The sequence below is a fragment of the Cupriavidus necator A5-1 genome (assembly GCF_000744095.1).
GTDB classification, from domain to species: domain Bacteria; phylum Pseudomonadota; class Gammaproteobacteria; order Burkholderiales; family Burkholderiaceae; genus Cupriavidus; species Cupriavidus necator_A.
On sequence record NZ_JQLI01000004.1, the window covers coordinates 78,485 to 92,291 of the forward strand.

General features: G+C 60.7%; 10 protein-coding genes. 8 read left to right on the plus strand and 2 right to left on the minus strand.

Features of this window, described 5'->3' with window-relative positions:
• Window positions 1-79: 79 nt before the first annotated feature.
• From dnaG to K307_RS44495, 8 genes are all read left to right on the plus strand, one after another.
• The gene (gene dnaG, locus K307_RS22335) at window positions 80-1,831 is read left to right on the plus strand and encodes a DNA primase (protein WP_051975100.1); all 1,752 of its coding nucleotides are present in this window, start codon (window positions 80-82) and stop codon (window positions 1,829-1,831) included.
• 67 nt (window positions 1,832-1,898) lie between these two features.
• A complete protein-coding gene (locus K307_RS22340; RefSeq protein WP_042882888.1) occupies window positions 1,899-2,351 on the plus strand; it encodes a hypothetical protein in 453 nt (150 codons plus the stop codon).
• Window positions 2,351-2,839: a hypothetical protein gene (locus tag K307_RS22345; protein ID WP_042882895.1), complete on the plus strand. Its 489-nt coding sequence runs from the start codon at window positions 2,351-2,353 to the stop codon at window positions 2,837-2,839. The genes K307_RS22340 and K307_RS22345 overlap by 1 nt, the downstream gene beginning before the upstream one ends.
• Window positions 2,836-3,378: a lytic transglycosylase domain-containing protein gene (locus tag K307_RS22350; RefSeq protein WP_155301251.1), complete on the plus strand. Its 543-nt coding sequence runs from the start codon at window positions 2,836-2,838 to the stop codon at window positions 3,376-3,378. Before K307_RS22345 ends, K307_RS22350 begins: the two co-directional genes overlap by 4 nt.
• Window positions 3,378-4,784, plus strand: coding sequence for a hypothetical protein (locus K307_RS22355; RefSeq protein ID WP_042882897.1), 1,407 nt, complete (start codon window positions 3,378-3,380; stop codon window positions 4,782-4,784). The genes K307_RS22350 and K307_RS22355 overlap by 1 nt, the downstream gene beginning before the upstream one ends.
• Before the next feature lie 26 nt (window positions 4,785-4,810).
• Window positions 4,811-5,917 carry a thioredoxin fold domain-containing protein gene (locus K307_RS22360; protein WP_042882899.1) on the plus strand — a complete coding sequence of 369 codons (1,107 nt, stop codon included), beginning with the start codon at window positions 4,811-4,813 and terminating at the stop codon, window positions 5,915-5,917.
• Window positions 5,914-6,393, plus strand: a complete 480-nt coding sequence (locus tag K307_RS22365; RefSeq protein ID WP_042882900.1) for a hypothetical protein — start codon at window positions 5,914-5,916, stop codon at window positions 6,391-6,393. Before K307_RS22360 ends, K307_RS22365 begins: the two co-directional genes overlap by 4 nt.
• Window positions 6,394-6,642: 249 nt before the next feature.
• Entirely contained in the window at window positions 6,643-9,339 is a 2,697-nt protein-coding gene (locus K307_RS44495) for a TraM recognition domain-containing protein (protein WP_051975102.1), read from the plus strand.
• 332 nt (window positions 9,340-9,671) lie between these two features.
• Here the strand turns inward: K307_RS44495 and K307_RS22375 are convergent, their stop codons facing one another.
• Together K307_RS22375 and K307_RS22380 are read right to left on the minus strand one after the other, a co-directional pair.
• Entirely contained in the window at window positions 9,672-12,665 is a 2,994-nt protein-coding gene (locus tag K307_RS22375; RefSeq protein ID WP_042882902.1) for a KAP family NTPase, read from the minus strand.
• Window positions 12,666-13,050: 385 nt separating this feature from the next.
• Window positions 13,051-13,701, minus strand: coding sequence for an NAD(P)H-binding protein (locus K307_RS22380; protein WP_042882904.1), 651 nt, complete (start codon window positions 13,699-13,701; stop codon window positions 13,051-13,053).
• Between the last annotated feature and the right edge of the window lie 106 nt (window positions 13,702-13,807).

Here is a 13,807-nt window from a genome sequence, read left to right on the forward strand (position 1 = left end):
GCAGTGTCAAGGGTTTGAGCCCAAGCACCCATCATGTTGCATGGTAGGATGGTGATACACAATAGTACGGCTGCCCACCATGAGCTTCTCCTCCCGCAAGCCCGGGCCTCGTTTCGAGCCCCGGCCACGCCTGACTGACGCCTTTATCAACAGCGTCAATGAAGCCACCAACCTGGAAGACCTGGTTTCCGAATCGGTCGATCTGCGGCGCGGCGGGACGACCGTGATGGGCAAATGCCCTTTCCACAATGACAGCACGGCTTCCCTCTCCGTCTCGGCGGAGAAAGGGTTCTTCAATTGCTTTGGCTGCGGGGCGGGAGGCAACGCCGTCAAGTGGGCGCAGTTGACCTACGGCTTGACCTTCCCGAAGGCGGTGGAGTTGTTGGCAGAGCGAGCCAGTATCCCTTTTCCGCACTCTGGAACCACCCCAAACCCGATTCCCCGGCCGGCACCGGTGGTAAAGGCCAGACCGACCGACAAGCAGGTGCTGCCGGCGGTGCCGGCCGAGAACCTTTACCAGGTCACCCGAATCGCAGCCGATGCGTACATTTCGGCACTTGCGCGCGCGCCCGAGGCAATCGCGTACTTGGAGAGTCGCGGAATTTCTCCCGATATCGCGCGGCGCTACGTCATCGGCTTCGCTCCGGACGAGTTTGGGTTCCTGAAGACAGCCTTCGGCGACTATGCAAAGAACCCCGACCTGATCGCCGCCGGCCTGTCAAAAGAGAAGGTCACCCCGGACCGGACGACCCGCTGGGACTTCTTCCGCAAGCGGATCATTTTTGGCGTCCGGGATAAGGAAGGCCGGCCCATTGCGTTCGGCGGGCGCGTCCTCCCCGGGGACGAGGGCCCCAAGTACCTCAACACACCTGAAACCGGAATCTTTCACAAAGGTGAGGTCGTCTACGGCCTGTATGAAGCGATCAGTGCCATTCGCGGAGCCCAGCGTGCCTGCGTAGTCGAAGGCTATATGGATGTGCTTTCCCTGGCCGCGAAAGGCGTCAAGAACGCGGTGGCCAGCATGGGCACTGCGCTCACCGAGATCCAGATCGAGCAGATCCTGGCGCACACCAAGGATGTACTTTTCATCATGGATGGAGACGCGGCCGGACGAAAAGCCATGCTCCGCGCCCTCTTCCTCGTCATTCCCTATGCGGCCGCCAATCGGTTTCAGTTTCTCCTGCTGCCCGATTACCTAGATCCGGACGAATACGTTCGTGCCCATGGTCCGGCAGTCTTCAGGGAGGATCACCACCTTGGTATCGGGGAGGCCCTGAGCAAACTGCTGGCCGAACTGGTAGAGGGGGCGGACGAACCAGGCAGGCGCAGCCTACTACAACGCGCCGCGCGCGTGATAGAGAAGCTGGATCCCTCAAACCCACTCGCGGTAGACCTGAGCGCGCGCGTGAAGAGGATTGGGGCACTCACCGCCCTTCCCCTGCCTCACCAGCCCAGCCCGCCAACAGCCAAACCAGTCGCCACGCCTGCAATTCCTTCCGCGGGTGAGCGGCTTCTGCACGCAGCCATGCGCCTACCGGACGAAGCCATACGGGCCCGGGTTACCGTTCGCTCGGTCTTCGCGGTCGGTGCAGGGCCGGATATGGTGGAGCGGGAGTTCCTCGCCAGGCTCGACGCTGCTATCGCAGCGGGGAAGGCCGTCCCCATGCAGTGCTCCGAGCAGGAGCGCCGCTCCTATGCGCGTGTCCTGGAAGCGAGTAGCGCGATCGCCGGCGAGATTCGACGCAGCAGAGAGGCCGCAGCCGCGGCGCGCCAGCTCGCGCGAGGCGAGATCTCGGATTCAGCCTTCCTCGCCGCCCGTACGCGCGAATGACACCTTTTGCCGGTCCCACGGTGCTCCCGAAAGAAGATTCCCTCCACATTTTTTATTTCGTAGTATCATGCTGCCGTGCAATATCAAGGACGCCGTTTTTATGAGTCGCGTAGAGCGTGAAACCCATGGGCTGTTCGCCGACGGTGTGGCCAGCGTGCTCTATGGCACTCAAAGCCCACTTGGCCGCGCGCAACTCGAGCGCGCTGCGTTGAGCAAGCTGATTGCCGGGCTGCCGCAGATTGTGAGCCAGCCTGAACCCGCCCGCAGCCACGCATTGGAGCAGGTGGACGGGCTACTCGAACGTCTGTCGGGTGACTATCTCCTGGAGGCGGCCCGAGCAGTTCAGGAAATTGATCCCAAGCTGATTGACGAGGTCCCGGAGTTGGCTGCCATGCGCGAGCACGTGACAGCGAGCCGCTCGTGGGCCGCCCTCTTCAATCCCTACAGCCTCGCTCGGCTCGCTGCTGCCATCCGAGACGAGCGCACACTGCCGTCCGGCGGCGAAAACGGAGAGCTCTGATGGGTGTTGCCAGCTCCCTGGCGAAAGTACTCGCTGCCCCGTACATCCGCCTTGCATCCGAGTCAGCGAATGCGGCCAAGGGCATCAAGGCCGCCTACCAGCGGCTCCATGAACTGAAAGAGCAGGCTGCCGCCTCCGCGGCCCTCATCGAGGCCGATGATGAGCGCACCGCTTTCGAGGCGCTGTTCGCCCGCAATGCCTGGACCGCTGAGCAATTGGCAGACCAACGGCGTGCCGTTGTGCGCGCAAAGTGGGCAATGCTCGCTACCTCTTGGGTGTTCCTGTGCCTGATGTTCGGCGTCGTTTGGTTTTTCCCCGGTGTTATCGGATTCCTGATCGGCGTCTTTGCGTTTGGCCTCGGCGCACTGATCTGCGGAGCGCGCACGATTCAGTGTGCCCTCTACCAGGCTCAGATTGATCTGCGGGCCCTTATCACCTTCCGCGCCTTCCTGTCGCGCGACGACTTCTTCCACCGCTTATTCAAGTGAAGAACCGCTTCCCTCTGAAATCCGCACTCGCGGGCTCAGTGCTACTGCTTTCGGCCCTGACAAGTGCAAATGCACAAGCGCCAGTCGGGGCGACGGTCGACGCTTCGCGCCAGATAATGTTGCCGGCGCACATCCCGGCGAAATGCGTCGCCGACGCTGCCGCTCGATATGACGTTCCCGCCGTTGCCCTCCTCGCCATCATGAAGGTCGAGTCTGGTGGCCGGATTGGCGTCGTTGGGCAAAACACAGATGGGAGCGAAGATTGGGGGCCCGCCCAAGTGAATAGCCGGTCTTGGGGGCGCATTATGGTCGAGCGCTTCGGTATTCCCAAGTCCGAGCTCCTGACAAACATGTGTCAGGCCCTCATGGTCCAGGGCTACGCACTGCGCTCCGAATGGGACTGGTGCCGCCGGACAGGCCGGGGCGATATCTGGTGCGCCATTGGCAAGTACCACTCTCCGACCGCGAAGTACCAGGAGATTTACATCCGGAAAGTCTGGGGCGCATACCAGAGCATTCTCTCCCGCGGGGTGTTCTGATGGCGCAGCCTAAGAAGGAAGAAGACGGCGTTCTGTCGTGGGGACTACTCATTCTCGGCACGATCGCCATCTTCGGCGGGTTGATCTGGATGGTCGGTTCCCATCTGGTCGTCTACTATTTCACCCCCGTGCTGGATCTGTTCGCGACCCCGTACCACTGGCTTCCGCGTTCGGTTGGTGGGACCACGCCTGCCGACCTTAACGCCACCTATACCCTATACCGGGCATACCCCAACCGGATTGGGCTACTGGATTGGATCTGCTACTGCAACGTCGCACTGCGTCCAGCAGCCATAGCCTTCTTTGGTGTAGCGGCGGTTCTCTTCCTACGTCAAGTTCGCAAAGTCGAGCGGTCCCGCCTGAACGCGAAGATGACCCCAGAGCGGCTGGCCGAAGACATGATCACGGTCTTCACCGACATCGCCCCGGTGGTCAAGATCCAGAAGGCTCTGATCGACGATCGGTTGCCCGGCTGGCGCCGTCAGACCTTCCCGGACGAGTTCCTGCGCGGCGCGCGCGCCGGTGGCAAGCCCATCCTCGTCGTGGACGAAGCGTCCGACAGCGTGGACATCCCGAACGCTGACCGCGACAGCCAGCTAACCGTCCACGCCGAGCGCCTCGAGCAGCATCTGCAAGCGGACCGCCTTATCGCGGTTGGCGGCGAGCAACTCGTTCAGAAGCGCTACCTCGGCCGGCGGATCGTCAATCTGATGCGCGACATGAAGCGCAAACCCGAGGAGGTCGTGTTCCCAGACCGGTTGTCGGACGCCGGCAAGGTCATCTTTGCCATCATGGCTCCCTACGCTTTTGGCGGACCGACCGGTCGCACGGAGAGCCGTCGCCTCTACGACGCCCTAAATCTGTCTGCGTTCGGATCCGCGACAGGCATGGCCAACCTGTCGATCCCGCTGGCGCTCGAGACCTTCGAGAAATGGCGGGCGCACCCCCTCGTCCGCAACCTCGCCAAGATTCATCACTGGGAATACACGTTCCTCTTTGGCCTACTGAAACAAGCACGTCGCAATGGCAAGTTTGGCCCCTGGTCGTTCATCTGGCTCAAGCCGACCGATCGGGTGATGTTCTACGTGCTTGACTCGGAAGGCCGCGAGACGCCACACACCGAAGGCGCGTTGGCCTTCAGCCAGGCCGAGTTCGAAGTCCGCTGTGCCCGCCTCGGATATCTGCCTATTAGGCGCCGGGAAGACAACACCTTCGAGCACATCGTCCTGTCGAAGTACGTCCATCAGGGCCTGACTGAAGAATGGGAAAGCTGGCGGGCCGGCGCGGACGACAACGAAGACTGGTGGCAGAAAGCCGACACCTGGCACACGTCCAGCACAGCCATCCTGGACGCCTTTGCAGCGATAAACGCCGCCCCGCCGCCGCCACCGCCTAGCGAGCACTGATCCAACGACCGATACCTTCCTTACCCATGGACCACAACCAAGCCTCGAATACCGTCGAAGTTAGCCGCCTGCCTGCCGCGGAGCCCGGTTCCGCAGTGATTATTTCGATTTCAGCTGTCATTGCAGGAGGCGGAGCCGCAACTGCAGACCTTCCCGCCGAATCGTTTGCCAACGGCTTCGCCGTGTCGATCGAGGAGACGCCTGACCTCCTGGAGAACAAGCGGCGCCACACCATCAACCTTACCTTGATGGCGCCGCTCAGCATGAATGCTCTCAAGCTCTACGCACCCACCCGGGAAACGGCATTGGAGATCCAGCGCGAGCTTTCGAAGAAGGTTCACGCCGCACTGTACGAAACCCGAGCCGCGGCCGTACCGCCTGTGCGGCCGGCGCCGTCCCTTCCGCCCGCTGAGCCATTGCACAGCATCAGCCGTTCCCTCCGTCGCAAACGCCTTACTTATGGCGGGCTTGTCGCCGGCGGAGTACTCACCGCGGCGCTTGTCTTCGCCATGGGGCATCGCGGCAATGCTCAGCAGCAGGATGAGCGCGCTCCCCAGCCGGACACGGGCTTGGCTGCCACACTTGCGTCACCGGGATTCCCCCAGCCCCTAGCGCAGTCCACGCCGCTCGCGCCGTCCGGTCCTGACAAGGACATGGATGTCACAGGGAACCAGCTCAATGACGTTGATCTGGGCAACCTCAGGACGATGGGCGAAAAGGTCGGTATTCAACTGCGCGGCGGCGGCTTTCCTTTCTATGTCCTGGCGGATCCGGCCTGCGCGGCGTGCCGCGCCCTTGAGCCAATCTGGACCCAAGTTCCCGCGCGCTATAAGCCGATCATCATTCCCGTCGGGTTCCAGACCGGTGGAGAAGCCCTGGCCGTCAATATCCAATGCAGCAAGGACCCAGTCAGCGCATGGAAGAAGGCTCTGGAGGGGGATGAGCCGCCCACCCCAAAGGGGGAGGTCTGCAAGGATGGCACCACCAAGGTCAATGCTGGCAACCTCTTCTTCCACTACCTTCGCCTGACCGGCACTCCGACGATCATCGCGCCGAATGGCGTCATTGCGACCGGCGGCGACACGGCCGAGACCCTTTCCGTGTTCCTGAAGCAAAACGAGGTCCGGAAATGAGCCTCGAACTCGAGCGACTCACTGACGCGGTCATGGCAGGCGCCGCGGGAATTGGCATGGATCGCTTCCTCGTGCCAAGCGCCTTGGACGACGTTCGTCAAGCAGTAACCCAAGGCGACGGCAGGCAAATCACCGCGATCCTGCTGGACGTTGCTGGCGACGCCATCTCCCTCACTGCAGGCCGCTCACCCGGTGGAGCACCAGCGGTCAAGGCCTTGGCTGAAGCAATGGGGCCCAGCCTGAGCCTCATCCGTGAAAAGGCGCATCCCAGTGGAGCGACGGCGGCCGGCATCCTGGCAACGTGGCGCGAAGCATTGATCGACTGGTCCATCTCCGGGATCGCCACCGGTGATACCGGCCAGACTGACCTCTCACGGATCGGCGGATTGATCGGATCGCCATCCGGCCGCGGGCATGCCGCAGCGGCTTTCCTTGGCGCTATCGCCGTCTGCCAACACGTACTGCGAGATCAATAATCTCGCCGCCCAGAAAGCCCGCAACCTTCCACATCGAGCGCTGTGACGAAGTTCATCGAGTCCCATCACGAAGTTCCAATCAGCCGGCGGATTGCCGACGTACGCCCTTGGACTGAGCGGGCGCAAGAGTGGTTGTCAAAGCCCTCCAACTTCCTCTTCGTTGCCGGCCCAACTGTGTATCTCTGCAGCTCAGCTCCGGTGCTCCTGCCGCTTGTTGCCCCAGCATTTCTCCTGGCGCATTGGGGGGTCATGAGCCTGAAGAGCGTTCTGCCCTACCGATATCCGGCTTCCAATGGCACGACGGACCCGGAAGGCAAGAAGGGGGACGGCATCCTGCTGATTGGCGATGTCCGCTCCGACTCGCCGTTCGAGAAGTTCAAGCAGTGCTGGCTGAGTGACGACGACCTGCGCAAGCATTGGTTGATCCTCGGCTCCACGGGCTCCGGTAAGAGCGAGACCTTGAAGGGAATCTTCTACAACGCACTCTGCTGGGGGAGCGGGTTCTTTGCCGCGGACGGCAAAGCCGACAACAAGCTCCCTGCCGACGGCTACACGATGGCCCGAGCGTTCGGTCGCGACGATTCATTCCTGGTGCTGAACTTCCTGTTGGGCGGTAAGACCCCCCAGCAGGTCGCCCGATCCCGCCGGCGCCGCACAAACAAGATCAACCCGTTTTCAGGGGCCGATGCCGACACCATCATTCAGATGGGGGCGAATCTGCTGCCGAAGGCCGAGGGCGACGGCAAGGCCTGGCAGGAGAAGGCGCTCGCGCTTTGGCGGGCGGTCATTACCGCCCTCTGCTATAAGCGCGACACCCAGGGCACCGCCTTGTCAGTCGGGATGATCATCGATTACCTGGCGCTGCCCAAGATCGAGGAGCTGTACCTCGAGGGATACGACGAGGCGCAGGAGCGCGCCGACCAATCTTGGTCCTACGGCTATGTCGGCATCAAGAACTATCTGGATTCGGGCTGCCCGGCCTACCAGGTGGAAAAGCTTCTGAAGAAGAACAACAGGATTGTCGATCCGGGGGCCGCGCCCGGCGGGCCAGCTCGCCCCGGCGGCCGCGCCCCGTCAAATGAGCAGGACAACGTCGCCTACGAGCAGCACGCTTATCGCACTGGCCAGCTGATGCCGGTGCTGAACCTGCTGGACAAGACGTACGGCTATATCTTCCGTTCCGCGTTCTCCGAAATCGACATGATCGACGTGGCGCTCCACAACCGGATCCTATTCCTGCTTATCCCGTCTCTGGAGAAGTCGAGCCAGGAGGCAGAGAACCTCGGCAAGCTCACGATTGCTTGCTTGCGGGTGATGATGGCCAAGAACCTCGGGGCGGAGCTTGAGGGTAGCCGCGAGGAATTGCTCGACTCCAAGGCGACGAATGCGCCCTACCCCTATATCGCCGCACTTGATGAACTGGGCTATTACTTCGCCGATGGCATCGCCGTGATGTTCGCCCAGGCACGCAGTTTGGGTCTGTCGCTAATGGCCGCCACCCAGGACCTTGAGAAGCTCACGGAAGGTAGTCGCGCCGCGGAAGCCGGCGCTATGCTTGGAAACACCGTGAACAAGGTCTTCATGAAGATCGACGATCCCAAGAAGACATGGGAGCTCGTGCGCGAAATCGTCGGCAAAGCATATGTGAGTGTCTACAACCGGTTTGAGCAGGTTGGCCAGAACTTCCGGCGCGAAGAGAATGCCTCGATCACGGAGATCGAGCGGGTCTCATTCAACGAGATGCAAACGATGAAGCCAGGTCAGGGCGTCATGAACGCTCTCGGGGTCACACGCCGCATCAGCTCGTTCTATATGGGAGGCTGGCTCACCAAGCTCAACAATCAGAAATTTCACATCAACCGCTTCCTGCAGGTGGCCCCGTCTACCGATGAAGACGTGGCCGCTTTGTGCATGCCGATTCGGACGACCAGTACCGGCGGTTCAATCGACGTACACCAGCGCATGCTTGACTACATGCGCTATGTGAGGCAGGTCGCGCACCTTTCCCACGTCGCCTCGGCTACGTCGGAGCCGGTGCTGCCGCTCTTCCAAACCCTTGGCAAGGTGGCTAAGGCTCTGGATACCGTGGAGAAGGGTATCAATCCGATGGAGCGAGGGATCGTGCTCTACCTGGCAGCGAAGCACGCACTGGGTTTGGGTGGGACCTTCCCTGCCGGCTACGCTGCGGAAGGGCTTCCCGGCGCCGCTCCGACAGTCCCTGCCCAGCCAGTTGACGAATCCATCTCCCAGGACGAGCTGCTAGGCGAGCGGCATTCTGTTGCCGACCGCGCGCCCGTGACTCACTTTGCCGCCGTCCTGGCTACGGAGGGTGCATTTGAAACGGTTGCTGGCGTTCTGGACGAACACGGCCTCCCCGATCCGCTAGCGCTCATGCGCCGCCCGGTTGCGGAAGTACTCGGGGCGCCGCCCGTCGCTAACGTGCGCGAGGACTTCATCTTCGCCCCGCCTCCAGACCTCCAGTTCGAGGAAGAGGACGAGATCATTTCTCAAGTTTCTCCTGCTGGCGGCTCTGGATGGCCGAGCGGGCTGGATGACCTGGTCGATCCCAGCGACATGACACCCGATCAGCAGCTCAATGCAATTCTGGACAGCGAGGCTAGCGAATCGCTGGGGCAGGCGCCCGGCTCGCCGCGGTGGATTGCGGATTCGGTGCTGGCGGCGCAGAGCATGGCGCATCACCCCCGCTCCGCAGACTCGACGGTCGTAGGCCTTTCCGAGGAAGCTATGTCCGAGCTAGTGAATGTCGAGGCCGAGCTTGGCAGCCCGACGCCGGCGGCGTCCGCCCACACGATGCAACAGATCCTCGCCGCCCAGGTCACCCCCAATACGATTGGCCAGGGCGAGTTGACGATGGAGCAGATTGACGCGTTCTTTTCGCAGTTTGCACCGCCGGCGGATGACGAAGTTGGGCCCGGCCCCGTCTAAGATTGGTCGCCCGAGCTAGCGAAGCGCTTGATGCCGCATCTCCGCTGGCCGGGCATTGCCAGTGTGCCGGAAAGTTGAATGTCACTTGTCGACCCGTTGAGGTCCTTGGAGGAACTCCGTTAGATGACCGGTCAGCAGCGTGTTGCAGCCAGTGATAACCAAAATCTCATCACCACTTCGGAAAATTGCGGTCAGCCAGGCTCCAGCGCCCCGTCGTTACTTGCGGCTAGTTTCGACGGCACCAAATACCGTACCGGCTCATCGTAAGGTTTAGGTATTCTGAACGCTGGCTGCACCGCCCAGAGGCGGGCTCAACCCCCGTCCGACCCTGCTCAAGACGGGTTCGGCAGAAGCTTGTCGGACTCCACCTCAAGCGCTGTTGCTTCGTCGACCAATCCATCAAGTACTGTGAAGACTCCAGCCAGATCTTCGCGATACGAAGCAATGTAGTTGGGTGTGACTACGTCCCGCTCTTCGACTTGCAGGACTCGTTTGCGAATGAGTTGCCGGTGCTGGCTCCAGTACCGTCCCATCTCCTTCGGATCAAAACCTCCTGGAAGCCCAGCTTTGGACGCAAAGTAGCCCTCTTCATTTCCGCCCGCAAAGAATGAGTTACTCAAATGCGACAGGCAGTGGTCGAGGAAATGGAAGACGTTGTCCTCGTGGAAGTCGGGGTTGAAGCAGACGCCAAACGCGTACTCGTTCATCTGCCTTGCTATGCCACCACCATCACCAGCCCCGCACTCGTCGTAATGCCCGCAGCCCACACCTGACCCATTTGGGGGCAGTGAATTGCTCAGTTGGTAGACCACGAAGGATTTGACGGCAGAGCGCGCCGAGGAAACGCGCTGAGCAAGCGAAGGGGCACTTTGCTCGGATTGCTCGCCCCTTGAGGCCTGCTGACCAAGTTGAGACGAAGCTTCGCCGAGAAACGCTTCAACTGGGGCATCACTGACTTCTGAAAAAAAGTTTCGCCGCGGATCAATGTAGGTTCGCTTGAACAGCGCGAAGACCTCCTGAGACAGTCTTCTCATTCCCATCAATGCGAGATTACTGACCAAACCTGTTGTCGCAGCACTCCCATCCTGATGGACGATGAGGGCTGAATGCAGATTGTAAATCTGTCCTTGACGATCTGCGGAGCATTGGAGTCTGAACAACATGAGATCGTTCCAGCCGAGGACGCCGCGATCGCTGCTGGCAAGCCGTTGGACTAGACCTTTGCCTTCATAGGATCTTTCGCCAAAGATCCGCCATGCGATCTCTATGACGTTCTCCGCGGTATTCGGAAGACGACGACCCGATGTCCTTCCCCAACCAGCTCGATCCAAGAGCCGCAATAGGGAGTAGATCGACCTCTGCCGCAAACCGCTATCTTGGTTCTCGATTGCCGAGTAGCGCGGCATATAGTCGATGAGCGTGTCAATGGCGTCTTCAGCGACAGCGCGAGTGAAATCATGAGATTGATTGACAAGCACCCTCCAGAATTGGTCATGCGCATGCTCCCCGCGTTCCAATCGGAAGTCAGGCGACGTCAGCACCGAAGCAATAGACGTCCCCTTCCGAACTCGTTCCACGGCCTCCTGGTAAAGAACAAATGTCTCCCGTGGCTCTGGTGTTGCGAACCGCACAATGAGCTTGAGGTACCCCTCCAGATTCCTCAAGTCCTCATGGTTGAAGCACGCGCGCGACCTCAGAACTGCCTCCTCAACGGCGCTCCGATCACCAAGCTCCAAACTCGTCACGTCGAAAAGCTGTGTCAATAGGAATCCTGCGGTCCCTTTGTGGTCCGCCACAAGCTTCGAGAAGTCAGCAGAGTTCTTGAACTCTGGTTCTCCGTACTCGCGACGCACAGAGAAGGTCCCGCTACGTCCCTCCGTCTCCTCTGCGTAGATGCGCCTGAACAATCCAGGGTAGTTCAGATGCAAGAGCATGAGGTTGATGAGGTCGCGCTTATTGAAGTCCGTCCGGCCTAAGTCGCTCCTCTCAATCTGCATGAGCAGCATGGCGTTGACAAAGCGCTTTACCTTGCGCAGGTCGCCGACAAGGGGTAAGTACTTCGCCGCCAAGTCACCGTCTAAAATGCTTGCCAACTCGTTGAGCACTGCGCCAAGCTTCAGCATTGTGTCGGAAGGAATCGAGCCGAGTTGGTTGTCTGCGCGTTGCCAGTCTCTCCGCAAGAAGTCCCGAATGCTTGAGCTGTCAACGAATAAGCTCAACTTGACTGTCACAAACTTCTCAAGAAACTCCCGCGCCCTCGAACCCTCCTCCTGGCTTCCAGCAAGTACCTCCGTGTCGTAGCAGAGGACATAGGTAGCCTGCGAGAGTTTGAACGTTCGCCGCGTTGCGAACAGAACGTTGTTTGTAGTCTTTGCGTCCAAACGGTCAAGGTCGTCGATGACAATGATCACGCGACGGCCAATGCGCCTAAGGACCTCGTCGATGTCATCGAGCAGTTCATCAACGGTCTCCTGCGACGGTTCCAAGGAAAGCTTGAAGCCAAGGAACGATACGTCGGCCTTTCCCTTTATCAACCGGGAGTACCGCGACGCCGCCGGCCGAAACTCCGGAGCGTAGACCTTTCGTTGAATTGCGGCGGACAAGTCGCGAATCAGGCGGTCTGCAAGGTCAGGCTCTGATGCATACCGAAGGGGTTCGAATCGACAAACAATGGCCTTGTCTTCTGCTCTTGCCCAGTAACGCTCAGCCAGGTTGATGAAGCTTGTCTTGCCGACTCCCCATGGTCCATCGACCCCGAAGACAAGCCCTGGGTGGGCACCGCTTGCGAGAACGGTCTCCGCGAACGACTTGGCTTGCGCCTCGCTCGCAAGCAGATCTTCGTTCTCGTCTCCGATTTCCTCATCCGCAAGGAAGTACAGCTGGGGAGTCGTTCTTTGGGGTCTCGGCCAGTACTGTTGAACCAGTGGCGACAACAGCACGGCGCAGAGTAGAGCGAAGACCGCTGGCGCCCAATGAGGATCCGCATTCTTAAGTGCTGCATGAGCTTTAGCCAACCAAGGCGAGGCCAACTCGTTCGTCCAGATGCCGATGCCGATGGCGATCAGTAGATCGAGGCGGAGGCTGCGGCCCATCCGCGCAGCAGCGCTGTGCGCGCCCCGCTTAACTGAGTAGATCAGACACAGCAGCAGTCCGGCCAGTACCCCACCGGCCTTCGCCCAGAGGGGTATGCCAGACAACGTCTGAGCGAAGTTCGCACCGAGGTAGAAGGCGGCCCGCCAAACCTCCGCACTTACGAAGCCAACGGCGAGCGACTTGGCGAAGACCAGTAACTCGGGCATCTTCATCGTTGGCTTGGTAGCCGTCATCAATTTGTCCTCTATGGTGCGGCGCGATCTCCTCGCGCACTCGCCGACACTGCAGTCGTCGTGAACACTCTACACGCGTGTAGCTCGCCTGCTTGACCGTCACTAACGGGCGTCAGCTAAGGTAACACTTAGACCCGTAGTCCGAAAAGCAGAGCAGCAGCCGTCCGGACTAAAGAAGTGATTGGCTGCTCCTGGCGACTTCGGCCTTTGGTACGATAAAGGTCGAACGCCTGCAACTGGCAGGCAAGCGACCTGTTCTCATATTCTCGCCGACGCAACTTGCCTGCCATTGTCCCTCGCAAGTCAACAGATCGAGCAGCAGGCCCAAGCCGCCGGCACGCGGATTGTCTGCCCGGCCAGTGAAAGCGCCGGGTGTTGCCGCACATCATGCCTTTGGCTGCATGGAACCGGATGACAGAATGGTCTTGCCCTTGGATGACGGGACGGCGGCGAGCAGCGCCCTTGCGACCGCAGCCGCCTCGATTGGCCGGTAGTTGGCTGGAATCAGGAAGCCAAGCGCGTTGCCGAGTGCAAATCCTATTTCCTCGCCGCGCCGGGTCGGCTGACCGAGAGACTCCCGGTCCCCGACCAGCAGGGACGGACGTGCGATGACCAGCCGTTCGAATGGCATCTGTGTCAACGCTTCCTCCAGATCGCCCTTCACGCGGCTATAGAAGACCCTGGAGCCGGAGTCGGCGCCCATCGCACTGACCACGCCCACCCTTCTCGCGCCGGCAGAGAGCGCCGCGCCGGCCACGGCCAGATTGCCGTCGTAGTCGACCGCGCGGAATGCTTCCTGGCTGCCCGCGACCTTGATTGTCGTTCCAAGCGCCAGATACAACTCGTCCGCATGCGCCAACGGCGGCAATGCGGAAAAATCGACGATCCGGTTCGTTAGCTTGGGATGTCGGATCGCCGGCATTCTGCGGACCAGGCTGTGCACCTCTGTCACCGTGTCATCGGCCAACAGGCCACTGAGAATTTCCCTGCCAACCAGGCCAGTAGCGCCTGCGATGATGACGATTCGGTTTGCCATGGGTAGATACTCCCGGAGGGACTTGTCGACGGGCCGTTGCCTGCGCGCAGAGGTGAAAGGGCTGCCAGGCCAACCGGGTTTCAGAAGCGGAGTCTACCTAACAATT